At 70.8% G+C, this 24,939-nt stretch carries 17 protein-coding genes; 8 read left to right on the top strand and 9 right to left on the bottom strand.

The genetic code is table 11. The features are described from left to right. From WME73_RS22715 to WME73_RS22705, 3 genes are all read right to left on the bottom strand, one after another. Positions 1–1,191, bottom strand: coding sequence for an ATP-binding protein (locus WME73_RS22715; RefSeq protein WP_437747469.1), 1,191 nt, complete (start codon positions 1,189–1,191; stop codon positions 1–3). Next, positions 1,188–2,411, bottom strand: a complete 1,224-nt coding sequence (locus WME73_RS22710; protein ID WP_437917028.1) for a sensor histidine kinase — start codon at positions 2,409–2,411, stop codon at positions 1,188–1,190. The genes WME73_RS22715 and WME73_RS22710 overlap by 4 nt, the downstream gene beginning before the upstream one ends. Positions 2,412–2,652: 241 nt before the next feature. Further along, positions 2,653–4,161 carry a cobalamin-dependent protein gene (locus WME73_RS22705; RefSeq protein WP_437917027.1) on the bottom strand — a complete coding sequence of 503 codons (1,509 nt, stop codon included), beginning with the start codon at positions 4,159–4,161 and terminating at the stop codon, positions 2,653–2,655. Between the two features lie 218 nt (positions 4,162–4,379). Between WME73_RS22705 and pucL the strand changes: the two genes are divergently transcribed. Together pucL and WME73_RS22695 are read left to right on the top strand one after the other, a co-directional pair. Next, positions 4,380–5,225 carry a factor-independent urate hydroxylase gene (gene pucL / locus WME73_RS22700; protein WP_437747466.1) on the top strand — a complete coding sequence of 282 codons (846 nt, stop codon included), beginning with the start codon at positions 4,380–4,382 and terminating at the stop codon, positions 5,223–5,225. Positions 5,226–5,284: 59 nt separating this feature from the next. Next, the gene (locus WME73_RS22695; protein WP_437917026.1) at positions 5,285–6,496 is read left to right on the top strand and encodes a PAS domain-containing protein; all 1,212 of its coding nucleotides are present in this window, start codon (positions 5,285–5,287) and stop codon (positions 6,494–6,496) included. A 97-nt stretch (positions 6,497–6,593) separates the two neighbouring features. Here the strand turns inward: WME73_RS22695 and WME73_RS22690 are convergent, their stop codons facing one another. The 4 genes from WME73_RS22690 to WME73_RS22675 all read right to left on the bottom strand — a co-directional run bounded on the left by WME73_RS22690 (position 6,594) and on the right by WME73_RS22675 (position 11,533). Next, positions 6,594–7,925, bottom strand: a complete 1,332-nt coding sequence (locus WME73_RS22690; protein ID WP_437747464.1) for a hypothetical protein — start codon at positions 7,923–7,925, stop codon at positions 6,594–6,596. A gap of 37 nt (positions 7,926–7,962) precedes the next feature. Continuing rightward, on the bottom strand, positions 7,963–9,000 hold the full coding sequence (locus WME73_RS22685) for a hypothetical protein (RefSeq protein WP_437917025.1): 1,038 nt from the start codon (positions 8,998–9,000) through the stop codon (positions 7,963–7,965). Positions 9,001–9,362: 362 nt separating this feature from the next. Beyond that, positions 9,363–10,490, bottom strand: coding sequence for a hypothetical protein (locus tag WME73_RS22680; protein ID WP_437917024.1), 1,128 nt, complete (start codon positions 10,488–10,490; stop codon positions 9,363–9,365). A 119-nt stretch (positions 10,491–10,609) separates the two neighbouring features. Further along, on the bottom strand, positions 10,610–11,533 hold the full coding sequence (locus WME73_RS22675; protein ID WP_437917023.1) for a LysR family transcriptional regulator: 924 nt from the start codon (positions 11,531–11,533) through the stop codon (positions 10,610–10,612). 82 nt (positions 11,534–11,615) lie between these two features. On the opposite strand from WME73_RS22675, the gene WME73_RS22670 reads away from it, so the two are divergent. The 5 genes from WME73_RS22670 (at position 11,616) to WME73_RS22650 (ending at position 19,232) form a co-directional block, all read left to right on the top strand. Further along, positions 11,616–12,677 carry an MBL fold metallo-hydrolase gene (locus tag WME73_RS22670; protein WP_437917022.1) on the top strand — a complete coding sequence of 354 codons (1,062 nt, stop codon included), beginning with the start codon at positions 11,616–11,618 and terminating at the stop codon, positions 12,675–12,677. 625 nt (positions 12,678–13,302) lie between these two features. After that, complete coding sequence (locus tag WME73_RS22665; protein ID WP_437917021.1) at positions 13,303–14,817, top strand: DUF1592 domain-containing protein; 1,515 nt, start codon at positions 13,303–13,305, stop codon at positions 14,815–14,817. 1 nt (position 14,818) lies between these two features. After that, on the top strand, positions 14,819–16,201 hold the full coding sequence (locus tag WME73_RS22660) for a DUF1552 domain-containing protein (protein ID WP_437747458.1): 1,383 nt from the start codon (positions 14,819–14,821) through the stop codon (positions 16,199–16,201). Between the two features lie 166 nt (positions 16,202–16,367). Then, a complete protein-coding gene (locus WME73_RS22655; RefSeq protein WP_437747457.1) occupies positions 16,368–17,375 on the top strand; it encodes an NAD-dependent epimerase/dehydratase family protein in 1,008 nt (335 codons plus the stop codon). Positions 17,376–17,525: 150 nt separating this feature from the next. Beyond that, on the top strand, positions 17,526–19,232 hold the full coding sequence (locus tag WME73_RS22650) for an RICIN domain-containing protein (RefSeq protein WP_437917020.1): 1,707 nt from the start codon (positions 17,526–17,528) through the stop codon (positions 19,230–19,232). Between the two features lie 119 nt (positions 19,233–19,351). On the opposite strand, the gene WME73_RS22645 is transcribed toward WME73_RS22650, so the two are convergent. Further along, positions 19,352–21,295 carry an MYXO-CTERM sorting domain-containing protein gene (locus tag WME73_RS22645; protein WP_437917019.1) on the bottom strand — a complete coding sequence of 648 codons (1,944 nt, stop codon included), beginning with the start codon at positions 21,293–21,295 and terminating at the stop codon, positions 19,352–19,354. A 263-nt stretch (positions 21,296–21,558) separates the two neighbouring features. Continuing rightward, complete coding sequence (locus WME73_RS22640) at positions 21,559–24,021, bottom strand: heavy metal translocating P-type ATPase (protein ID WP_437917018.1); 2,463 nt, start codon at positions 24,019–24,021, stop codon at positions 21,559–21,561. Between the two features lie 192 nt (positions 24,022–24,213). Here WME73_RS22640 and WME73_RS22635 point away from each other — a divergent pair, with 192 nt between their 5' ends. After that, on the top strand, positions 24,214–24,849 hold the full coding sequence (locus WME73_RS22635; RefSeq protein ID WP_437917017.1) for a cadmium resistance transporter: 636 nt from the start codon (positions 24,214–24,216) through the stop codon (positions 24,847–24,849). The last annotated feature ends 90 nt before the right edge of the window (positions 24,850–24,939 follow it).

Raw genomic sequence — 24,939 nt, 5'->3', positions numbered from 1 at the left:
CTACGCCGCGGGGCGCTCGGGCTCGCAGGCGCGCCCGGCCTTCATCGGGAGCGTGAAGAACACCCGCGTTCCCCGGCCGAGCTCGCTCTCCACGCGGATCGTGCCGCCGTGGCGCTCGATGAGGTCCTTGCAGATCGACAGGCCGAGCCCCGTGCTCTTCTCGCCGCCGGTCGACCGCGTGCTCGTCCTCCGGAACTTGCGGAACAGGCCGCTGATCTCGTCCGGGCGAATTCCCAGGCCCTGATCCTCGATCATCACCTCGATCGCCTGACCGAGCCTCCGCGCGCGCACCGTCACCGTCGTGCCCGGATGAGAGAACTTGAACGCGTTGCTGAGCAGGTTGCTCAGGACCTGCTCGATCCGCCCGACGTCACAGCAGACGAGCGGGAGATCCGCGGGCACGTCGACGTCCACCGAGATCCCCTTCCGGCCGGCGCCGTGCTCGTTCAGGGAGACCGCCGCCGCGACGATGCCTCGCAGGTCGGCCTCCTGCAGGCGAAGCGCGACGTTCCCGTGCTCCAGCGTCGTGATGTCGAGCAGGTCCTCGAGCAGCTGCAGCGCGAACTCGGCGTTGTCCTGGATCTTCAGGGCGTAGCGCCGCGTGTCCTCGGGCCCCGCGCCGGCGCCGGCCAGCTGCATCTTCGAGAACCACTGGATCGCCGCGATCGGATTGCGCAGATCGTGCGCGGCGACGCCCATGAGCTCATGGGTCCTCTGGGTCACCTCGGCGAGCTGCTGGTTCTCGAGGTGGAGCGCGTCGGCGCTCGTCTTGAGGCTCGAGAGGAGCCGCTGGAAGCGGCTGATGCGCTCGTGCTGCGCGAACGCGTCGCTCACGACGCCGGCGAGCTCCGGCGGATCCCATGGCTTGGAGATGAACCGGTACACGCCGCCCTCGTTGATGGCCTGGATGGCGGCGCTCGTGTCCGCATAGGCGGTCATGAGGAGGCGGACGGTCTCCGGGAATTCGGCCTTGAGCCTCGCGTAGAACTCCGTGCCCGTCGTGCCCGGCATCCGCTGGTCGCTGAGGACGACAGGGATGGGCCGCTCGCGCAAGATCGCGTGGCCCTGCTCGGCGCTCTCCGCGATGAGGACATCGTAATCGCGCCGGAGCTCGCGGCGGAGCGCCTTCAAGGTCTCGCGCTCGTCGTCGACGATGAGCAGCGCGGGCCGCTCGCCGGAGGCGCGCGTCATCGGTCGACCTCCTTCGGCAGCGTGATCGTGAAGGTGCTGCCCATCCCGGGGGTCGATCGGACGGTGATCGTGCCGCCGTGCTGATCGACGATGATCTTGTGCGAGATGGTGAGGCCGAGCCCCGTGCCCTGCCCGACAGGCTTGGTCGTGAAGAACGGATCGAAGATCCGGCCGAGGACGTCAGGGGGTATCCCGGCGCCGTTGTCCTCGAACTGCAGGACGACCCGGCGCGCTTCGTCGCGCCCGCGGATCACGATGCGACCGTTCCCCCGGCCCCGGCACTCGACCGCCTGGGCCGCGTTGATGAGGAGGTTCAGGAACACCTGGCTGAGCTCCGCCGGCTTGCAGCGCAGCATCGGCAGCTCGGCCCACTCGACCGTCACCTGGACGCCGCCGTTCTTCAGCGTCGGGCCCGCGATCGCGAGGGTGCTCTCCAGGCACTCCCTCAGGTCGCAGCGCTCCTCCTCCGCCCGGTCGATCCGCGTGAAGGTCCTGAGATCCTCGACGATCTTCTGCACGCGCGCGAGGCCGCCCAGCGTGCCTTTCACGAGATCCCCCGTATCCTCGCGCAGAAAGTCGGGCTCGACCTCCGCGCGGAGCGCCTCGGCGAGGCCCTTCACATCGTCCGAGCCTGCGCCGACGGCGGCCCGATCGAGCGCCTCGTAGGCGGCGAACAGCCGATCGAGCGACTCTCCCAGGGTGTGCACGTTGCTGCGGACGAAGGCGAGCGGATTGTTGATCTCGTGGGCCACGCCGGCGGCGAGCTTGCCGAGCGCGTTCATCTTCTCCGAGTGGACGAGCATCGATTGCGTGGCGCGCAGCTGCTCGAGCGACCGCTCGAGCTGCTTCTGCTCGGAGACGAGCCGCCGCTGGAGGCTCGTGATCCGCGAGTTGAGCGCGGACACCTCGGCGACGACGCGCTCGAGCTCGATGACGTCGAACTCGGCGAGGAGCAGCAGGTCGTGGCCGAGCCGCCAGACCTCTCCCCGGAGGCTGTGCGCGATCGACCGGAGATCCCCGAAGTGCAGCATGCCGCGGTAGATCGGCTCCTCGCCGCCGCGCCCGGCCGCGGCGAGCTCCGCGAAGCTCGGGCTGACGAGGCGAGCCTCGGCGCGACCCGGCTCGCCCGCCCCCCCGAGCAGCCGGCGCATGCCGTGGTTGGTGAGCCTCGGCGCGCCATCCGGCGTGAACACGCCGATCGCGAGCGCAGTCGAGGCCATGAGGAAAGCGGCGGCGCGCTCTGCGACTGGACCACTGAGCTCGTGTCCCGGCGGAGGGGTCACGAGCGGCGCTCCTTCATCTTCTCCTGCGCTTTGCGCCCTGCGCGGTTCCATCGGAATCATCGGAATCCGAGCCTCTCCCTCGCTCGCGGCGGAGACGATCTGTCTTTGGCAGGCCGGCGCGGAGCTCGCTATGCGAAACGCACCCCGCGTGGCCGGCGGTTGAAGGCGCGGAGCGGGGTCATGCGCTCCGCGCCGCGAGGAGCTGCTCCGCCGTGCGGACGGCCCGCTCTGCGCTCGGCGCCGAGCCGTCGGCCCCGAGCTGCCTCCAGAGGTCGTCGACGACGCGGAACGGCTGGCCGCCGACCAGGACGACGACGCCCCTGCACCGATCGTCGCCGCGCACTGCGGTGATCACCTGGCGGACGCTCGAGAGCTGATCGCTGAGCGCGGCCGAGATCGCGAGGACGTCGGCCTTCCGGTCGACGACCTCCTGGATGACGTGCTCGGCCGGCGTGCTGGCCCCGAGATAGAAGGTGTCCCACCCCGCCATCTCGAAGTAATCGGCGACGAAGCGCGCGCCGATCTCGTGGAGGTTCCCGTCCACGGCGGTGGCCACGAGGCGACGGCCGGCGCGATCGGCGCTGACGATGTGCGGATAGAGCTGGCTCAGGATCATCTGCGTGACCGCTGTGCAGTAGTGCTCGCCGGCGATGCTGAGCTGACGGAGCTGCCAGCGCCGGCCCACCTCGTACTGGCACGGCTCCAGCACGTGAACATAGATGTCCTTGATCGGCGCGCCAGCGTCGAGCGCCTCCCGGATGGCCCGCACCGCTCGCCTCCGGTCCCGCGCGATCAGCGCGTCGAGGTAGCTGCACGCGACGGCGCCGAGCGGCGCCTCCGGGCGGACGAAGCTGGGATTCTCGGCGTGCGTCGAGGTGAGCCGCTCGAGCGCCGCCGCCAGGTACCGCCGCGGCGCCTCGGCGAGGCGCTCCGGCAGCGTGAGCGCGAGGACGTCGCCGAGCGCGCGGAGGTAGCCCACGAGCTCGGCGGGGTCGAGGCCGTGCTGCACCAGCAGCGTCTGTGCCCACTCCGCATAGGCGCTGAACAGCTCCGGCGACCCGTTGTCGACCGCCGCGGCGAGCTGCGCGACGTGGCGCCTGGCGTCGTCGAGGCAGAGGGCGCGCTTCGCGCCGGCGGCGAGCGCGTCCGCCGGGCGCCGCATGAAGCTGAGCGCGACGCTCATCGGCGCGATGCGCGCCGCCGAGCGCTCGATGGCCTCCGCCGGCGAGCCGGCCTCGCCGGCGGCGCACGGGGCCTCGGGGATGGCCGCCAGCGCGGCCGGCGTCACGAGGGGCGAGGCGCAGAGGCGCTCCCGGCCCGCGGCCAGCGCGTCCTGCGCCAGCGAAGAGAGCGCCGGTTCGAGCTGCTCGCCGATGCTCTCGCTCAGCGCGTCGAGCGCGGCGCCGAGCGCGCGCCGGGGCACCCCGAGCGCCTCGAGGAACACCGCCGTGAACGCGCAGTACTCGCAGAGCTGCCGGGCGCCCGCCGCGCGGAGCGCCGCCGCGAGGGCGTCGATGTGCGCCGCGAGGTCCACGTGGCAGCGCGAGAGCGCCTCGCGCTCGCCGCGCGCTCCGAAGGCGCGCGGCGCGACGGACGCGGCCTCGAGGCGGGCGAGCGCGGCGTCCCTCAACGATTCACGGCGAGCGACGAGCTCATCGGCCGCCCTGTCACGCTCTGTGGTCACCATGCCCGCGTATGTGGTGACGCGCCCTCGTCGCCGCACGCGCCATATCGCACGGGCCCGCCCGACGACGCTCCGGCGGGCGGCCGCCGCCGGAGCGTCGTCGGGCGCCGCGGGTCGAGGGCGAGGGGACCCGCCAGGCTTGAGCCGGCGTCGCGCTTCAAGCTACCGTCTCTCCCGCGTCTCAAAAGAGCGTCGTCGCCCGGCGCGGGAGCTGAAGAACGATGTCAATCTCGTTGGTGCGGAACGCCTATGGCAAATCGAGGGTGCGGCTCGTGAAGGTCCGCCGCGCGGGCGCGCGGCACGAGCTCACCGACGTCCAGGTCGATGTCCAGCTGGAGGGCGAGTTCGACGACGCTTACACGAAGGGTGACAACAGCAAGGTGCTGCCCACGGACACGATGAAGAACACCGTGTACGCGCTCGCCAAGGGCCACCCGGTCGAGCCGATCGAGGACTTCGGCGTCCTGCTCGCCGAGCACTTCCTCGGTAAGCCGCACACCCGGCGGGCGAGGGTCGCTATCGCGGAGAACGTCTGGTCTCGCATCGACGCGGGCGGCGCGCCGCACCCTCACGCCTTCCTCCGCGCGGCTGGGGAGCGGCGGACCGCGGAGATCTCCGCGGCTCCCGGCGCGGTCGAGATCACGTCCGGCATCGCGGACCTCCTCGTCCTCAAGACCGCCGGCTCGGCGTTCTCGGGCTTCCCGCGCGACGAGTACACGACGCTCAAGGAGACCGGGGACCGCATCCTCTCGACGCTCATGGTGGCTCGCTGGCGCGCGGCCGGCCGCGACCCGGCGCCGACGGCGACGTGGGAGCGCGCCCGCCGCGCCCTGATCGAGACGTTCGCAGAGCGACACAGCCTCTCGGTGCAGCACACCATTCATGACCTGGGGGAGGCGGTGCTCGCCGCCTGTCCTGCCATCGACGAGGTGAGCCTCTCGCTCCCCAACAAGCACTGCCTGCTCGTCGATCTCGCACCCTTCGGGCTCACCAACGACAACGAGATCTTCGTGCCGGTCGACGAGCCGCACGGGCTCATCGATGCCACGATGAAGCGAGGGAGCTGACCGTCGGGCGCGGCCGTTTTTCTCGACATGCCGAGGACGTGCCCGGTACAGTGCGGCGCATGGACCAGGTGGCCGGGCCGGACGAGCTCGAGATCGCGACGAGCTACATGAACGCGGTCCTCAACGGACCGTTCATCGCCGTGGAGTGCAACGGCGACGTCGGGTCTCTCGAGATCGCCGCGTGGAGCGCCGGGGCGGAGCGGCTGCTGGGTTATACCGGGGAAGAGGTGATTGGCCGCCGCCTCACGGACACGGCGTTAAGCGGCGCCGACGCCGACCTCTGGCGACGCCTCTGCGACGGGCAGGGCGGCGCGCCGCTCTCCGCCGAACACCGGCGGAAGGACGGGCGGGTCGTCGCGTGTGCGTGGGTGCACGAGCCGATGCGCGGCGCCGACGGCCAGGTGGTGCGCAGGCTCTTCCTCGGGCAGGACGTGACCCACCGCGGCCGCCTGGCGGACGCCTCGCGGGACGACTCGATCATCCTGCGCTCCATCCTCGATTACGTTCCGATCGCCGCGTGCAAGTATGATCGCGATGGGGTCTTCACCCATCATGACGGCAAGGGGCTCGAGAACTCGGGCGTGAAGCCTGGGGCGCTCATCGGCAAGAACGTCTTCGACCTCTACGGGTCCAGCCCGGAGGCCGCGGACGGGATGCGGCGCGTGCTGGCGGGAGAGGTGGTGGAGAACCAGGTCGAGACCCACGGCGTCACCTGGCGGTCCTGGCTGCTCCCCGTCCTCGACGAGCGCGGCGCGCCGAACGGCGCGGTCTCCGTGACGTTCGACATCACGGACATGAAGCGCAAGGAGGTCGAGCTCCAGGCGAGGCTCGACATGATCCAGGCCCAGCAGCAGGTGATTCGCGCGCTGTCGACGCCCATCATCGAGGTCTGGGATCGCGTGCTGACGCTCCCGATGGTCGGCGTCGTCGACAGCGTGAGGACCTCCGAGGTGATGGACAGCCTCCTCGACGCGATCTCGACCAAGAGGGCGCGCTTCGCGATACTCGATCTGACCGGGGTCGACGCCGTCGACACGAAGACGGCGAGCTACCTCATCGAGATGGTCCGCGCGATACGGCTCCTCGGCGCGGAGGGCGTGATCACGGGTATCCGCTCGAACGTGGCGCAGACGATGATCGCGCTCGGGGTCGATCTCTCGGGGATCATCACGATGGGCAACCTCCGCGCCGGTCTCAAGCTCTGCATCCAGCGGATGAACCGCGCCGACGCCGCCGCGGCCGACGGCGCGCGGCGGGCCGAGCCACGTTGATCGGAGCTTCGAGGGCACGATCGATATCGGCGCCTGACCGGTCACGAGCCCCGAAGCGGAGGGGTCGATGCGGGCATGGCGTCGCGCTCGGATCGGGCTATGGCGCCTTCGTCCGCGGCGGCGAGACGTCGAGATCCGCCATCTTTCCCTCTCGCTCCAGCCGCCAGATGTCCTCGTCGGTGACGAACTCCTGCGCGAGGAGCTCTCGCGCCCGCTTGATCTTCGCGAGGAGGACGGGCTCCATGACCGGTGTGCTCGACTCCTTGGTCGGCGCGGGCGGCGGCTTCATCAGCGAGAACGTCCCGCGCGCAGCGTTCCCTTCGGCCGTCTCCCCCTCGATAAAGTACGTGATGGTGAAGACATCCGGTTCACGCACCGTGTCGAGCCTCACCTCCACATCGACCCCTTGCCCCGGTGGGATCTCGACCAGGCCGAGCGACGCGTTCTCGCGCGGTGAGGCGTCCGAGGCTCCCGCGTAGTACCGCACCGCCGTGACGGTATCGATCCGGACCGGCGCGTCGCGGTGATGCCACAAGCGGAAGGCCTGCCGGACCACGCCGTCGCCGTCCTGCTCGGGAAATCGGGGCGTCGGCGTCGCCGCGAGGGTCACGATGCCTCGCTCGGCGAGGTCCTGAAACATCATGTTCGGGATCTGGAGCAGGGTACGGCCGGCGAGCTTCTCGCCCGCTTCGCTCTGGACCTCCACCCGGATCAAAAACTCGGAGACGAGCGCGGTTTGCGGCCGGCGCTCGTAGCTGTGGGTCACGAACGGCGCCTTCGTCTTCTCCGAGCCGCCGTCGTCGAACACCCAGGCATAACTCGCGGGCTTGAACGGCCTCGCGTCGGGGTTGTCCTTGACCCCGACGTCGACGATCCGCGCCGTGAGCTCGTAGTCACCGGGGGTGCTCGGCAGGAGCCTGTGGGTGATGACGACGATCCGCTCCGGCTTGCAGGCCTTGACCTTGTATCTCGGGACCTCGCTCTGACTCACCACGTTGTTCCGCCCGAACACGGCGATGGTCGGCATCTCGTATGAACCGTCCGTGTCGGGCCAGATGCGGAGCGGCACCCGCGATCCGGTTCGCGTGCCAATGACGCTGTGGAGGTATTCATCCGTACCGTTCGAGGTATGGGCGCGCACGGTGATGAGGTTCTCCTCGCCGGCGCACACCTCCGGCTTCTCGACCTCGATCTCGTCGATGCGGGGCGCCGGGTCTTCCGCGGGCGCCCTCGTGCTCGCCGCGGCGACGCTCGCCGCGCGTCTCGCGCTCGGCGGGGCCTCCGGCGCGCTCGCCTTCGGCGCTGCCCGGGCGGGCTCGGGCACCTCGGGAGGGCGGACCGACCAGACCCAGAGCCAGAGCGCGGCGGCGAGCGCCGCCACGCCGACCCACTGCGCCTTTGACCGACGCGCACCGATCCTGGTCCTCATGGCCTGAGCTCCTCATGTCAGCGTGCTCGAGCGATCGTCAGTACCAGCACCCGTACACATTGCCTCCGGAGTTCCACTGGACGTTGTGGTTCGTATCGGCGGACCAGACGGTCGCGCCGGCCTGGGTCCCCCAGGGGTGCCCGCTCCAGCCGCCGATGCGGTCGGGGCTGATGGACACGGCGACGGTCTTCGGGTCGTCTCGGACTCCTCTCCACAAGCTGCCGCTGCCGGTGTCGCAGGCGTGCGAGGCCATGCAGTTCGCGACCTGATTGGCGGCCTTCTCGCAGACGTCCGAGAGGCAGGCGATCGATGTGCCGATCGAGCCCCAGAACCCCAGGCTGTTCTCGCAGCTGTCCATCACCCCGCCGTGAAGGGCGTTGGCCGCGCTCGCGAGCTTGGCGTGGCTGTACGTGTACGGGGGGATGGCGCCCTGGCCGTCGAGATGGTGCGCGTAGGCCAGGAATGACGAGCAGACCATACCGTTGTTCCACGCCGGCCCGCCGGTGGGCGTGCCCTCGGTGTTGCGGTACTGGAAGAACGAGTAGTGCACCCGGTCCCCGCGGACGCTCAGCCGAGGGATCTCGACCCCTCCGTCGATGATCGAGCGCTCGGCGTAGTAAGGCACCTCCCACCAGATGGTTTCGCCGATCGACGCGGCCCGCTTGGGATCGCCGACCTGATACGTCAGCGCGGCCGGGCCGATCCCGCCGCTCCCGTAGAGGAAGCGGTAGATCCCCCCCTGGTTGACCTGCGCGAGCCCGGGATAACCATCGAGCAGATCGTTCGATACGATGGGCGTGCTGCACACCTCGGGCCAGGAGTTCTCGCGCGGCTGCTTCATGGTGGCATGCGTCACCCACCGTCCGGGGCCATGCGACAGCATCGAGTGCGTCCGGAACTCGCCGACTGCGTTAAGGACGTCTCCGATCGGCCCCGAGCCGGCGCTGAACACGGCCGCGCCGTTCGGCGCGTTCCAGCCGGCGCTGGAGTACCCGCACGCCTGCTCGGCTGCGGCAGCGGCGGAGGCGAGGCACGACGATACGATGACGAGCGGTAGGACGATCGCTGGTTTCAAGGGCGCACCTCCGATCGAGAGCTTGGCCGTCGGGACACGGGGCAGTGAAGCGGGCGCGTGGAGCGTCCCGGGCTCTGACGGACGAACGCCGCGAGCGGCCCGAGCCGGAGGGGGCGCTCGCTCGAGATACGAAAGAATGACGCTCCGAGGGGCGGCGCGTGCGGCTGCCCCACCCCCGGCAGATAGTGTGGTCCGAGGAAACCGTGGGCAAGCAGAAAATGGAGGCGCGATTGCCTTCGACCGCCGTGGTCGAGCCCGTCAGGCGGTCGGGCCTGGCTGATGCACAGGATGATGCACAGGATGATGCACAGGATGATGCACAGGATGATGCACAGGACGGACCGGCGGGACCCGGGGACGCCTCATCGGTCGACAGGAGGCGGCGATCCCCCTCCCGGGGCTCCGAGCACCTCGACCGCCCCCTCCGACGACAGCAAGATCTGCGGATTGGCCTGCGCCGGCGAGATCACGTTGAGCACGCCCCTCGCGCGCACGCGCAGGCCTGGTTTGATGAACTTGTTGCGCGCGTCCACCGGGGCGCCGGGGTGCGCCGCCCAGCCCCGCGCGAGCTTGTCGCGGATCGCCTTGAAGAGCTCCGGATCGCTGAAATTGACGAGCGTATACTCGCGCTCCACCCGATCCCTGTCGACGACGCGCAGCGCCCAGATGTCGAATTTTATCTGCGGGCTCCTCGGGAAGAGCACGAGATCGCCCTCCAGCTCGACCGGCCGGCCATGACCGGCCTGCATGCGCTCCAGCACCTCGATTGGCCTCGAGACGGCCGGATCGAGCCGCAGGTGGATCGGGCGATCGGGGTGCTCGGCGATCACGTAATGCAACCGGATCTTGTCATTGCGCCACAGGTCTCGGACGTGCTCCGGGCGGGTCACGAAGACCGGCACCACCTTGTCTGCGAGCTCGACAACGAGGATCTTGCCCTCGGCGTCGACGCCGTGCACACGACCCACGAGCTCGCGCCCCCCGAGCAGCGCCGCGCGCGTGGTCGTGTCGTGTGCATACGGCGGCGCGTCCACGCCGGAGGAGAACCGCGTGATCACCTCGATGCGGCGCACGCGGACATGGCGCTGAGGGCCCTTCTTCTCGAGGCTGCCGAACACGCGCAGCCGGTCGTGCCGCTGGAGCCCGGCGAGCTCCCGCGCGACCTCCGGCGACCCCGGGATCATCGGAAAGTCAGCGTAACGGAAGAAATCGTGCGGGAGCCGGTAGGTGAATACGAAGAGACCGGACGCAGGCGCCGCGCCGTGCATCCATCCATCGAGCCCGTGGCCGGCGAGCGCCGCGGCGATACCGGCATCATCGTCCGGGTCAATCACGGCCGACGGATCGCGCGGGGTCGGAGTCGCGTGATGGCTCGGAGTCGCGCGCGCGGGCAGCGCGGCCGGCGCCTGTGTTGGCGGGGGATGGCAGCCGGACGGAACGACCAGGAGGGCGAGAAGCCAGCCGAACACCGCGACCCAGCGTTGACCCATGCGCCAGCATAGCAGTATCGGAGTCGAACCTGCACGGAGGCCGTGGAGTGCCTGAGCGGCGCTATCGCGTGCTCCGGTCGAATCGCACCCGCAACGCGATCCACACGAACGTTGGAGGCTCATGGGGACGCCCTGGAGCGCCCTCTCGCGGTGGAGCTGGAGATCAGGCTCTCCCGGATGCTGCGATGGCGCGGGTCGGTCGTCCAGCGTGGATGAAACACGATGTGGAGCGTGAAGGGCTCGACCTCGAAGGGGACCGGTCGGGTCGTGAGCGGGAGCCCCGAGGCGCGGACGATGCGCGCGGGCAGGGTAGCGACGAGATCGGTCTCCGCTGCCAGCGAGAGCGCGAGCAGCAGCGACGGCACGCGCGCCTGCACGTCCCGCGATCGTTCGAGCCGCGCGATCGCCCGCTGCACCGACGAGAGCCCCGGCAGCGAGGTGCCCACGACGACGTGCCCGCACGCGAGGTACCGCTCGAGCGTCGCGCGCCCGCGCGTGAGCGGGTGCCCACGCCGCGTCACGATCACGTGTTCGTCGTCGACGATGGGGCGGAACACGAACTGCTCCAGCCCGTCGATGTCCACCCGCGGGACGAGCGCCAGGTCGACCTCCCCGCGCTCGAGGGCGCCGATCGTCTCCAGCGAGGGCTGGACGATGCGCAGCGTCGTCATCCGCCGCGCCTCGGCCTGCTGCGCGAGCCACGGCCTCAGCACGACCAGGGTGCCGTAGTCGGACGTCGCCACGCGCAGCGGAAACGGCTCGTCCTCGCGCTTCTGGCGGACCATGGGATCGAAGACCGTGCGCAGCGCCGACAGGGCGCGCTCCACGTCGGGCTGGAGCGTGAGCGCCATGGGCGTCGGTTCGAGGGCGCGGCCGGTGGACACGAACAAGGGATCGCCGAAGACCTCTCGGAGCCGCGCGAGCGAGCGGCTCATGTTGGGCTGCGTCGTGCCGAGGCGCCGCGCCGCCTGGGTCACGCTCCGCGTCTCGAGCAGGTGGTGGAGCGCGCGAAGCCCGTTGAAGTCGACGTCCTCGATCCGCATCGCCGGATCATATCCTGCACGACATACCAGGCATCACGCCGAAGCATGACCCGTGTGCGACCACGCGCCGTAGAACCGAGGCATGCGTGATGTCCCGCTCGATGAAGCTCCTTCGCTGACGCCGCCCGAGCCGCCGATCGTGCCTCGCCGGCCCTCCACGTCCATCCGCCCGTGGCTTCGCCGGATCGGCGCCGGGCTCGGCGCCGTCGTCGCGCTCGCGGCGGCGCTCGTGATCTGGGCCGGCGTTGGCAGCCCATCGAAGCTCCCGCGCGTGGAGCTCGCCGTGCCCCCGCAGCGCGCCTCCGCGTGGGAGGACGTGTTCGCGCGCGGCCAGCGCGTGCGCCTGTGCACCCTGGAGACGGGCGAGGTCGGCGGAGCGCGCTCGATGTTGCTCCGCAGCGACCACGTCGCGTTCGATCGCGCCCGCGAGCACGAGCCGCTGCCGATCTACGCGCACCTCGTCCGCCATCCCGCGCGCGGCGACGTGCTGATCGACGCCGGCCTCTCCGCCCCGTTCGAGCGCGAGCCGTTCGGCGACATCCGCGCGCCGGTGAGCTGGCTGCACCGGGCGATGGGCACGCGGTTCACGCTCCCCGCGGGGCGCTCGCTCGGTGCTCAGCTCGCGCGCTTCGGCTCGCGCCCGCGTCAGGTCTACCTGACCCACGTTCATGGCGATCACACCGCCGGCCTCGGCGAGCTCCCCCGCGACGTCGAGATCGTGACCGGCGAGGGCGAGGCCGACGATCTCGCGGGGCACCTGGGCTACGGGCACTTCGCCGAGGGGGCGACGCTCTCGGAGCTCTCGTTCGCGCGCGGCGTCCCCATGCCGCCGTTCGACCGGGCCATCGATGTGTGGGGCGACGGCGCGCTCTGGGCGCTCCCGACGCCTGGCCACTCGCGCGGTCACCTCTCGTTCGTGGTCAACGCAGAGTCCGGTCCGGTGCTGCTCATCGGCGATGCGTCGCATTATGCCTGGGCGTTCGAGCACGGCATCGGCCCGCGCGGTCCCTCGGCGAGCGACGAGGCCGTGGGACAGCGGAGCCTGGAGCGCCTGCGCGAGCTCGTCCGCGCCCACCCGAGCCTGCGCGTCGTCTACGGGCACGAGGCGCCCCAGGTGATCTGCGATGTCTCCCCCGCGCCGTGACGCCTCTAGGCGAGGCGCGCGTGACGTCGCTGGTCGAAATTGGAGAGCTTTCGGCGGTTCGTGATCAATACGCGCCGGAGCGGGAATTCTTCCAATGACTACTCGTGTGCGCGGCGTGTTTGGCCTGGAGAGGTGCGACGGAGTCGCGCTCTCGCCTCGCTGCCCAGGCCGTAGTGCGCCCGGTTCTGCTGGGCTGACGCGGCGCGTGCCGCGTCAAGTGACGGCCAGTCGATCCATAATATGACGGGAGTGGAGTCTTCGGGCAGTATCAGACTTCGCCAGCCGATGGTCCGTTGTTGACCGCTGTCCGGCCATTCAACGCTGGCGTCTTGCGCCGTGGATTGATGGGAGCAGTGCTTGACGTCTGCCGAGGCTTCACCGTAGGTTGTGACCGACGGTAGGAGGTCACGGTATGGCTGACTTAGGATATCGTCGCTGGCGAGCCGGTCACGCGCTCATAGCGACGCTCGCGCTGACGGCCGTAGCCGGGTGCGGTAACGGGCAGATCGGAGCGGCGGGCTCCGGCTCTGGCTCCGGCTCCAGCTCCGGGGAGGACGGCTCGACGTCCGGACAAGGAGATCCCCCGGTGTGCGGCGCCGAGCGGATCCTCGCACCGCAGCGGCGTTTGACGCGATTCGAATACAACAACACGGTCCGAGATCTCCTCGGAACGTCCCTCACCCCTGCCGATCAATTCCCCCCGGATGAGATCGCCGGCGGCTTCAACAACAACGCGACGGTGCTGACCGTGTCTGCGCTGCACGCGGAGAAATACCTCCTGGCTGCCGAGGCGCTCGCGACCGAGGCCGTCGCGGGCGATCTGTCGAAGCTCGTGCCGTGTGATCCGGCCGCGGTCGAGGGGCAAGTCGCCCAGGAGGAGGCGTGCGCGCGGCAATTCGTCCAGGACTTCGGCCGTCGCGCGTACCGTCGGCCGCTCGAGACGTCGGACGTCGACCGGCTGATGCGCGCCTACGCCGCGGGACGCACGGACGGGTCGTTCCGTGAGGGCATCGAGGTCGTCATCCGGGCCGCGCTGCAATCGCCGAAATTCCTGTTCCGCCTGGAGCTGCGTCACGATCTCGATGCCTCCTCGTCGCGGGTGCGCCTCGACCCGTACGAGATGGCGTCGCGCCTGTCGTACCTCGTCTGGGCGTCGGGCCCCGACGACGAGCTGCTCGATGCCGCCGAGGCGGGCCTGCTCGATACCCGCGAGCAGCTCGCCGAGCGAACCCGCCAGATGCTGGAGCACCCGCGGGCGCGCCGGGCCATCACGGAGTTCTACAAGCAATGGCTCAACCTCGGGAAGCTCGAGACCATCGTCAAGGAGGAGAGCCTGTTCCCCGGGTACGACGACGAGCTCGTCGCGGGGATTCGCGCCGAGACTCCTGCGTTCGTCGAGCACGTGCTCTGGTCCGGGGACCACAAGCTCTCGAGCCTGCTCACGCTGCCCGTCGGCTTTGCCACCGAGTCCGTCGCCGAGCTCTACGGCGTGACGGTCCCGCCCGGCTCGACCACACCCCAGCTCGTGGAGCTCCCGCCGGACCAGCGCGCTGGGGTGCTCACGCAGCCCGCGTTCCTGGCCGTCCACGCGCACCCCGATCAGACCTCTCCGGTGCTGCGCGGCAAGGCCATCCGCGCGAAGTTCATGTGCCAGGATCCGCCGCCTCCTCCTGACGACGTCGACCTCACGCCGCCCACCGGCGAGGAGGGCGTTACAGCGCGTGAACGGTTCAACCAGCACGCCTCCGATGCCAGGTGCGCCGGCTGCCATCAGCTGATGGATCCGATCGGCTTCGCGTTCGAGAACTTCGACGCCGTGGGCGCGTACCGCACCGAGGAGGGCGGGCAGGTCATCGACGTCTCCGGGGAGATGGTCCTGTCCGATGACATGGACGGCCCGTTCGTCGGCGTTCGCCAGCTGGCGGAGAAGCTCGCCGGGAGCGTGCAGGTCCGCGAGTGCCTCGCGACGCAATGGTTCCGCTACACGGCGGGCCGCTTCGAGAACATCGACGACGAGTGCTCGCTCGACGGGCTGCGCGCAGGGTTCCACGGCTCCGAGGGTGATCTCGTGGAGCTCATCGTGGCGACGACGCAGACCGACGCGTTCCTGTACCGCAGCGCGATCGCAGAGGAGGAGTGACATGAAACCGCGAATGATCTCTCGACGGCGGATGCTCCAGGGCGCGCTGGCGGCGACGGCGACGATTCCGCTGCTGAACTCCGAGCTGGCCCGCGGGCAAGAGGCCACCGCGCCCAAGCGCTTCGTGGTGTTCTATACGCCCAACGGCACCATGGAGTCGAAATGGATGCCCACGGGCACCGAGACCAACTTCACGCTGAGCCCGCTGCTCCAGCCGCTCTCGCCGTTCAAGTCGAAGATTATCCCGCTGCGCGGGGTCAACATGAACGTCGTGGTCAACTCCAACATCGGCTCCGAGCACGCTCGGGGCATCGGGGGGCTGCTGACGGGGCGGGCGCTGCTCAAGGGCAACTTCAAGAGCTTCATGTCCACCAACGCAGGCTGGTCGTCGGGGATCTCGCTCGATCAGCACATCGCGAACAAGCTGCAGCCGAGCACGCTGTTCCGGACCCTGGAGCTCGGCGTCCAGGTCCGTGACGCGGAGGTGCGCGGTCGGCTCAGCTACGCCGGGCCGGACCAGCCCATCCCCCCCCGCGAGGACCCTTACGACACGTTCCAGCAGCTCTTCGGGGCCACGGTGCCTGGCCAGGGCCAGGACCCTGGCGGGTCCACCGCGCTGGATCGGCTCCGCGCGCAGCGGCGGACCGTGTTCGATATCCTCCGCGAGGACATCGCCGACGTGCGGCCTCGCATCGGCAAGGAAGATCGCCTCAAGCTCGACTCGCACCTGCAGTCGATCCGGGACATCGAGGCGCGCCTGGCCGGCGGCGGCTCCTCGACCGGCGGCGGCGGCACCCCGACGACGAGCTGCCAGGCCCCGGCGCTCGGCGACCGCATCGACCTCTCGAAGGACGACAACATGCCGGCCATCGGCAAGCTCCAGATGGATATGATGGCCGCGGCGCTCGCGTGCGACCTCACGCGGGTCGCCACGATCCAGTGGTCGTACGCCGAGAGCGAGCACCTCTACCCGTTCCTCGGTCTCACGCAGAATCACCATGCCATCTCCCACGAGTGGAACGCGGCGGGCGACGAGAAGTACATGAAGATCCACACGTGGTTCGCGGAGCAGCTCGCCTACCTGCTCGGTAAGCTCGACTCGTACGCGGAAGGGGATCGCACGCTCCTCGACAACACCGTCGTCCTGTGGGTCACCGAGATCGGCGAGTCGAGGCAGCACGCGCTCACGAACATCCCGTTCTTGCTCGCCGGCAGCGCGGGCGGGGTCTTCCGCACCGGCCGCTTCGTGGACTATCTGGCGAACGGCGGCTCTGCCCGCCAGCACAACGATCTTCTCGTCACGATCGCGAACGCGATGGGGACCGACGACAAGACCTTCGGCGACCCGCAGTACAGCACCGGCGCGCTTCCCAGCCTGACGTAGCCAGCTCGGCTCGGCACACACGGGCTCCCTGAGGACCCTCCTCCAGGGAGCCCCCGGGTCGCGCACAACGCGCGGCCCGCGTCCCGGGTAGGTCTTGCATTTTTGCCGTGAAGTGTTGCGTTTCTGGGCGTTGTCTTGCGTGGTTGCAAGGGCCATCTTGGCCCCCATGAACAACCCATCGCTCGCCCCCAGCCCCTCGTCTCGCCTCCACGTCGTGCTCGGCGCCGGCCAGATCGGCCCGCGGGTCGCGGCTCTCTTGCTGGCGCAGGGCCATCGCGTGCGCCTGGTGCAGCGCACCCGCCGGGCCCCGGAGCGGCCGGGGCTCACGTCGGTGTGCGGCGACATCACCGATCTCGCCTTTGCCGAGGAGGCCACGCGCGGCGCGAGCGTGGTCTACGATTGCATGAACCCGCCCTACCACCTCTGGGCCACGCAGCTCCTGCCCATCGCGCGCGGCGCGGTGCACGGCGCGAGCAAGGCGGGCGCGAAGCTCGTGGCCCTCGACTGCCTGTACATGTACGGCGCGCCCGACGGGGCCATGCGAGAGGACTCGCCGCGTCGCCCTTGCAGCAGGAAGGGCGCGCTGCGCGTCGAGCTCGAGGAGCTGCGCCTCGCGGCCCAGCGCCGCGGCGACGTGCGCGTGGCCATCGGGCGCGCCAGCGACTTCTTCGGCGCCGACGTGCCGCTGTCCGCGTGGGGCGACCGTTTCTACGCGCGCGCGCTCGCCGGAAAAGCCGTGGAGTGCATGGGTGATCCCGAGATGCCTCACTCGTATACCTACGTGGAGGACGTGGCGCGGGGCCTCGTGACGCTGGGCGAGCGGGAGGAGGCCATGGGCCATGTCTGGCACCTGCCGACGGCGCCTGCCGAGAGCACGCGGGCGCTCGCGCAGCGCCTCGGGCGCGCCCTTGGCGTCGAGGTCGAGGTGGCGCGACTCCCGCGCGTCCTGCTGCGCGCGGTCGGCCTGTTCTCGCCCTTCATGCGGGAGGTGGCCGAGATGGCGTACCAGTGGGACGTGCCCTATGTCATCGACGACGCGCGCTTCCGCGAGGCCTTCGGCTGGTCGGCGACCCCCGTCGAGCGGCAGGTCGCCGAGATCGCCGCCTGGGCCCGCGACAGGTACAAGATCGCCGCCCCGCGCGGAGCGGCGGCGATCCCCGCGGCGCGGGCCTGATCGGGCCACGAGCGCGCGGCCGAGATCTCCCCGGCGCGCAGGCTGGCAGATCGCACGGGAGCGGATCAAATCACCCAGGCCGCTGCGCGCGAGAAGGACTTGACTCGTCCGGTTGAAGGCACCGAGATCTCGCTCTTTCTGGAGGGCGTCATGCGTCTCGGTTCCTTGTCTCCGGTGATGGGCCTGCTGGTCGTGGGGCTCGGCGTCGCGTCTTGCGCTTCCGGCTCGGAAGAGCTCCCTGGGGGCTCATCGGAGGGCGGCGGCGGCGCTTCCGGGGTCGGCGCGTCGGTGGGCTCGTCGTCCGGCGGCGGCGGGGCGCCCGGCACGTCGGTGGGCTCGTCGTCCGGCGGCGGCGGGGCGCCCGGCACCTCCAGCGCTTCGGGGGGCGGGGCGCCAGGCACCTCCGGCGTGTCTGTCGGCTCGGCGTCCGGCGGCGGCGGGGCGCCTGGCGAGGGTGGGGGACCGGAGCTGCCGCCGGCGGTCGGCCCCCTGGTCAATGGGATCCAGTGGGCCGACACCTCGGGCAAACCCATCCAGGCGCACGGGGGAGGGGTGATCCGGGTGGGCGACCATTATTACTGGTTCGGAGAGAACCGGAACCCGGACGGGACGTTCTATGCCGTCTCCTGCTATCGCTCGACCGATCTGCGGCGCTGGGAGTTCAGGAACCATGTCTTGACGATGGACTCGGACAAGGACCTCGATCCGGCCAACATCGAGCGCCCGAAGGTGGTCTACAACGCGTCCACGGACAGATTCGTGATGTGGATGCACTGGGAGAACGGGGTGAACTACGGCGAGGCCCGCGCCGCGGTCGCGAGCTCGAGCACCGTGGACGGCGACTACACATATCACGGCAGCTTCCGGCCGCTCGCCGGCAGCGGGGTGACCGATCACGGCAAGCCCGGGTACATGTCCCGCGACTGCGGGCTCTTCGTCGATGACGACGCCAAGGCCTATTTCATCTCCGCCACGAACGAGAACTACGATCTCAACCTCTACGAGCTGGCTCCCGACTACCTGTCCATCGCCCGCCTCTCCGCCACGCTCTTCCCCGGCGGGCACCGGGAGGCGCCGGCGCTGTTCAAGCGGAACGGCACCTATTTCCTGCTGACCTCAGGCGCCACGGGCTGGTCGCCCAACCAGGCGAAATACGCGACGTCCCGCTCTCTCGACAGGGGCTGGTCGGCGATGACCAACGTCGGTGACGGCACGACCTACCACTCCCAGTCGACTTACGTGCTGCCGGTCCAGGGCAGCTCCGGGACGGCCTACCTGTACATGGGAGACCGGTGGGCAGGGGCCTGGAGCGGACCGGTCAACAACTCGACGTACGTCTGGCAGCCGATCTCCTTCCCGTCGGACACCACCATGAGCATGCGCTGGAACAACACGCTGACCATCGACACGTCGGCCGGCGCCGTCGCCGGAGCGACGAACAATTTCAAGCTCGTCAACAAGAAGAGCGGCAAGGTGATGGATGTCGTCGGCGCGTCGGGCGAGGACGGGGTGGACGTCGTCCAGAACGCGGACACGGGCGGAGACAGCCAGAAGTGGAGCTTCAACTACAATGGATCGGGCTACTTCCGGCTGACCAACGTCAAGAGCGGCAAGGTGCTCGATGTCCCTGACGAGTCGACGAGCGACGGGGTCGCGCTGGTGCAATGGGAGAACCATGACGGCGACAACCAGGCGTGGCTGTTCATCGATCTGGGCGGCGGTGATTTCCAGATCAGGAACAAGAAGAGCGGCAAGCTGATCGGGGTCTACCAGGGCTCCACCGAGGACGCCGCCGCGATCGAGCAGCGGGGGGGCGGCGGCGAGGAGCAGCGATGGCAGATCGTCGTCGCCGAGTGACGGGTGGATGACGGGCGGGGCGGCCGCGAGGGCAGGGCCGCGACGAGGCCGGCCAGAGAGAAGCGCGGCGCCCCGGCCCGATCGATGTCGACCGGGCCGGGTGGAGGAGCGCGGCGCCGCTACGACCGCGCGCGCCGCCGCCGCCCGAGCACGAGGCCCGCGACCGCCGCCGCGAGCGCGGCGGCGCTGCCCGCGGAGCCCGCCGGGCCAGAGGCGCTGCACCCGGCCGCGGCCGGCGCGATGTTGCCGTCCGTGTCCGCGTCGGCCGACGCCGGCAGCGCGTCCGGCTCGTGCAGATCCCGAGCCCACATCGGCTCATCGAGCACCTCGTCCACGGCGAAGGAGGTGGACAGCACCTCGCGCTCGCCGCCCAGGCCCTCTTCCGGCGCGAACTCCGCGTTCCCCGGCGCGGCGAGGCGCGCGACGGCGCCTTGTGCGCTCGAGACCTGGAGGATCGTGTTCCCGATGGTCACATACCAGCTCCCGTCGAGCCAGCGACCGTGCCCGAGGGACGAGCCGATGTTCTCGGGCGCGCCCCCCGCCCGGCCGAGATAGCGCTTGCCGCCGTTCAGGAAGAGGACCTCGCCCGTGTCGCTGATGCCGTCGTGGCCGACCCGGAGCTTCACCTGATCGAACTGGCTCGACGTCGTGAAATCGCTGATCTGATGCTGCTCGCCGTCGGGGGTCCGCAGCCAGACCTGGTTGACGGCGCCGTCGCTCTTCAGGAAGGCGGCGTGGCCCGCGTGAACCAGCAGCCCGGCCGAGGTGCCGGTGATCGAGTCGCCCAGGAACACCTCCTCTCCCTCCGCCGTGTACAGGTAGCTCGAGCTCGTCATGCCGTCCCACCACCGGCCGGCGACGTTCGTTCCGTCGGTGATCGGCCGCTGCAGGTTGCCCGCATGATCGCCGAGGCGCACCCTGCTCGGCCCGACGATGGCGGCATCCTCGTAGGTGCCGAAATAGACGCCGCCGGAAGGCGTGATGTCGGCCTGGAACGGCGACCTGCTCCCGTCGACGCGCCAGAGGGTCCTGTTCGTCCCCGCCGACAGCGAGGTAGCGACGGCCCAGTCGTCGCTGTTCGTCGTCCACACGATGTTGTCGCCGTTCACCGCGTCGAGGCGCGCCGCGCTCGTGACGGTGCGCCGGGCGCCGTTGACCCAGGCGAGGATGTGGCCCGTCGTCGACTGGTGCACGGACCCGGACGGCGTGAGCGCCCCGTAGACCTCGCTGATCGGCAGATCTCCTTGCGGGATGGTCGCGACCCACGTCACCTGCTGCGTGGCGCGGTCGAAGATCCCGAGGCGCTGGTACGGGTCCCGGAAGAGGATCCGCGCGGCGTCGAAATCGAGGATGGTGCCTGGCGCGCGCTGGACGGCGGTGAGCCTCGGGCTCCGCTCGACGTAGATGGGGCCGATGGTCTTCGTGACGGTGGGGCCCACGCCGTCGCTGGCCTCGAGGGTCAGCGTGTACGCTCTGCCCGACGGGATCTGGTAGCCATACCAGGCCTGCTCTTCCTTGAGGTAGAGGTGCCCCGGCACGGGCTGCGGGTTCTGCGCCGAAAGGGTGACCTGTCCTTCGGCGCTGCGGAACGTCGCCTGGAGGCTCTGGCACGTGTACGGCGGCGTGGGGACGCACTTCGCGGCGAAGCGCCAGCCGTCCGTGAGGGTGTCGTGCGCGAGCGCGTTCCATCCGAGCGTCAGAGGCGCGTACCGGTGCACGGTGCCCTGCGCGCTCGCCACCTCGCCCAACGTGCTGTACGCGTGGACCGTCACGACGTGGGGCCCATAGGCGAGCTCGCCCGCGAGCTCGCCGAGATCGAACGCTCCCTGGAAATGACCCCCTTCCGTCGGCGTGAGCTCGATGGTGAGCCCTTCGAGCTCCGCCTCGACATAGTAGATGTCCTCGGGGGACGACGCCGTTGCGTGCACCGGGATCGTGCTGCCCGCGATGATCGCATTGGTCGGCTCGATGAGCCCGACAGTGACCGCGGCATCGGCCGCGTGGGCCGAGAGGGACAGGGCAAGAGCAATGGCTGTGCCAATATGATGGCGGTAAGCTCGCATGGATCCTCCGTATTTTTGAATGCTTCGGTGCATCCGTGGCTCCGATCATTCACTCGCCGGGCGCCGGGTAGCCGCCCTGCGAGCGGCCGTGACGTGGAGCGATGCACCGGGGCCGAGCGCCTCGCTGGCGCGAAGAGCCGGCTGCTCGGGATATCAGCGCGATGAGCGCGCTGCTCGTCGGCTTCTTGCTTACCGCGCTGGGCTGCAAAGGTGACAGCGACGCGCCGCTCCTGCTGTGCCCGCCAGCGCCCGCGCGTGCCGGTCTACGTCCGGCCGAACGCGCGTAGCCGGAGGGAGTTGGCGAGCACCGACACGCTCGACAGCGACATCGCCGCGCTCGCGAGGACGGGCGACAGGAGCCATCCGGTGAGCGGGTAGAGGAGGCCCGCCGCGATCGGAACGCCGATCACGTTGTAGATGAACGCCCAGAACAGGTTTTGCCGGATCGTCCGGAGGGTGGCGCGGGCGAGCCCGAGCGCCACGGGCAGGCCCGCGATCCCGCCGCGGATCAGCGCCACGTCCGCGGACGCGACGGCGATGTCCGTGCCGCTGCCCAGCGCGATCCCCACGTCTGCGCCGGCGAGCGCGGGCGCGTCGTTGATGCCGTCGCCGACCATGGCCACCCTGCGGCCGGCGGCCCGCTGCTCGCGGACGATCCTCGCCTTGTCCTCGGGTCTCACCTCCGCGAACACGGCGCGGATGCCGAGCTCCTCGGCGACGGCGCGCGCGGCGCCCGCCCGATCGCCCGTCACCATCGCCACCTCGACGCCGAGCTCGGCCATGGCCGCGACGGCGCGGCGCGCCTCCTCGGTGGGCCGGTCGGCGACCGCCACGAGCCCTGCGAGCCGCCCGTCGACGGCCACGAACGACGGCGTGCGGCCCAGCGCGGCCAGGCGATCGGCATCGGCCTCCAGCGCGACCGTGTCGACGCCCGCCCGCTGGAGCCACGCCGCGGTCCCGATGCGGACGAGGCGCCCCGAGACGCGCGCCTCGATGCCGTGGCCGATCTCCGCGCGGAACGCCGAGGCCGGCGCCATGCCGACCCCGCGGCCGCGGGCGCCCTCGACGATCGCCCGCGCGACCGGGTGCTCGCTCTCGCGCTCGGCGGCCGCCACGAGGCCGAGGAGCGCCGCCTCGCCGTCGCCCGCGAGGTCCACGACGTCCGTGAGCTCGGGCCGACCCGAGGTCAGGGTCCCGGTCTTGTCGAGCAGCACCGTGTCGATGCGGCTCGCGGCCTCGAGCGCCGCGCCGCCCTTGACGAGGACGCCGAGCTCCGCGCCGCGCCCTGTCCCGACGGCCACGGCGGCCGGCGTGGCCAGCCCGAGCGCGCACGGGCAGGCGATCACGAGCACGGCGACGAACCGCTCGACCGCCGTGGCGAGCCCCGCGGCGGTCGGGTCGATCGCGAGCCACGCGGCGAAGGCGAGCGACGCGACGCCGAGGACGACGGGCACGAAGACGCCGCTCACCATGTCGGCGAGGCGCGCGATCGGCGCGCGCGACCCCTGCGCCTGCTCGACGGCCTCGACGATGCGCGCGAGCGCGGTGTCCGCGCCGGTCTTCGTGACGCGGAAGACGAGGGCGCCGCTCTGGTTGAGCGTCCCGCCGAGCACGGCCGAGCCCGCCGTCTTGTCGACGGGCATGCTCTCGCCGGTGAGCATCGCCTCGTCGACCGCGGACGCGCCGTCGACCACCTCGCCGTCGGTCGCGATGCGCTCGCCGGGCCGCACCCGCACGAGGTCGCCCGGGGCGAGCGACGAGGCGGGCACCTCGTCCTCGGCGTCGCCGCGGACGCGCCGCGCGGTCTTCGGCTGGAGCGCCACGAGCCCGCGCACCGCGTCGGCGAGCCGCTTCCGTGCGCGCGTCTCGAGGAGCTTGCCGAGCAGCACGAAGGTGACGATCGCGGCCGCGGCCTCGAAGTAGACGGGCGGCGCGTGGCCGTGCTCGGCGTGCGGGAAGAGGCCGGGGGCCGCGACCGCGGCGGTCGAGTAGAGCCAGGCGGCGCCGGTCCCGAGGCTCACGAGGGTGTTCATGTCCGCGGCGCGGTGCCGGAGCGCGCTCCAGGCGAGGCGAAAGAACCGGCGCCCCGGCCCGAAGACCACGATCGTCGCGAGCGCGAGCGAGAGCCAGCGCGCGGAGGCGCCTTCGAGCGCCGGGATCGCGCCGTGGGACATGGCCACGGCGAGCAGCGGCGCGGTGAGCAGCGCGGCGATCGCGACGTCGCGCCGGAGCGTTCGCTGCTCCTTCTGTTCGGCCGCGTCCATGGCGGCGGCGCGCTCGGCCGCGCTCGACTGCGGGCGCTGCGGTGGGGCGTCCGCCGTCGCCGCCGGGCGCTCGGGCGCCGTGGAGGCCGCGTGGACGCCGGCGCTCGTCGGGCTTGCGGGGACGCCGTCGGCCTGCGGGGCTGCGGAAAGGCCCGTGATCGGCGCGGCTTCGGGGACGTTGGCCGCCGGGGGGACCTCGGGCACCTCGTACCCCGCCTCCACGATGGCGCTGGCGAGCGCGGCCGGCGTTGTCGCCTGCGCGTCGTAGGTGATCGTCGCGCGCCGGGTCACCAGGTTCACGGCCGCATCCTGGACGCCGGGCGCGGCGCGCAGCGCCTTCTCGACGCGGCGCACGCACGCCGCGCAGGTCATGCCCTGCACCGGAAGCTCCGTCCGGGCGCCCTGCGCGGCGGGCGCGGCCTTCGCGCTGGTCGGCTGCACGGGCTGGGGAATCGTCGCCATGGCTTCTCCTTACACGAGCTCGTGGCTCGTCTCCTGTCGCCTGCGCAGACGCGCCGTCGCTCCGCTGATTACGGTCTACCCCGGCAGGCCCGGGTGAGCTCCGGCGTCGGCCGGTTCGGAGCGGCGCCCGCGGCGCCTGCGCCCCGCCGAGCGGACGTGAGCCGCGGGAGGTGGTACGTCCGCGGGCGCGCCATGGAGCAGATCCTTCCGATTCTCGGGGTGAGCGTGGTCGTGTTCGTGTCCACGAACATCGATGACATCCTCCTTCTCTCGGCCTTCTTCGCGGATCCAGGCTTCACTCCCGCTCAGGTGGTGGCCGGCCAGTTCCTCGGCAACGCGGCGCTCGTGATCGCGAGCGTCGCGTGTGCGCTGCTCGCGGTCCGCGTGCCGGACGGATGGATCGGCCTGCTCGGCCTGGCTCCCCTCGCGCTCGGCCTGAGAGGCCTCTGGGCGCTTCGGCGGGGCTCCAGGGCCAGGGAAGCAGGCGTGGCGGACAGAGCGGATCCAGCAGACAGCGCGCGCGAGCCCCATGGCAGCGCGTCGCGCTTCAAGGTGATCGCCGTGGCGAGCGTGACCCTCGCGAACGGCGGGGACAACCTCGGCGTTTATATCCCGCTGTTCTCCAGCTCCCCTGCGCACATCCCGTTCCATGCGGCCGTGTTCGCGGTCATGACCGGCGCCTGGTGCGCGCTCGGGCACCGCCTTGTCAACCACCCGATCCTGGGCACGCGCATCCGGCGTTCCGGCCGTGCGGCGCTGCCGTTCGTCTTGATCGGCCTCGGGCTCTGGATCCTGTCCGACGCCCTCGTGCTTGTCCGTGCGGGGTAGCGCCCTCGAGCGCCATGTCGCCGTCTGCCTTCAGCTGGTCGACGGCAACATCGAAGTTGACCGCGCCGCGCGGCTCGACGGTGCACCCGG

The organism is Sorangium sp. So ce302 (genome assembly GCF_051530145.1).
GTDB lineage: Bacteria > Myxococcota_A > Polyangia > Polyangiales > Polyangiaceae > Sorangium > Sorangium cellulosum_B.
The sequence above is the reverse complement of the archived record's forward strand: the minus strand, read 5'-3'. Positions and strand labels throughout refer to the sequence as shown.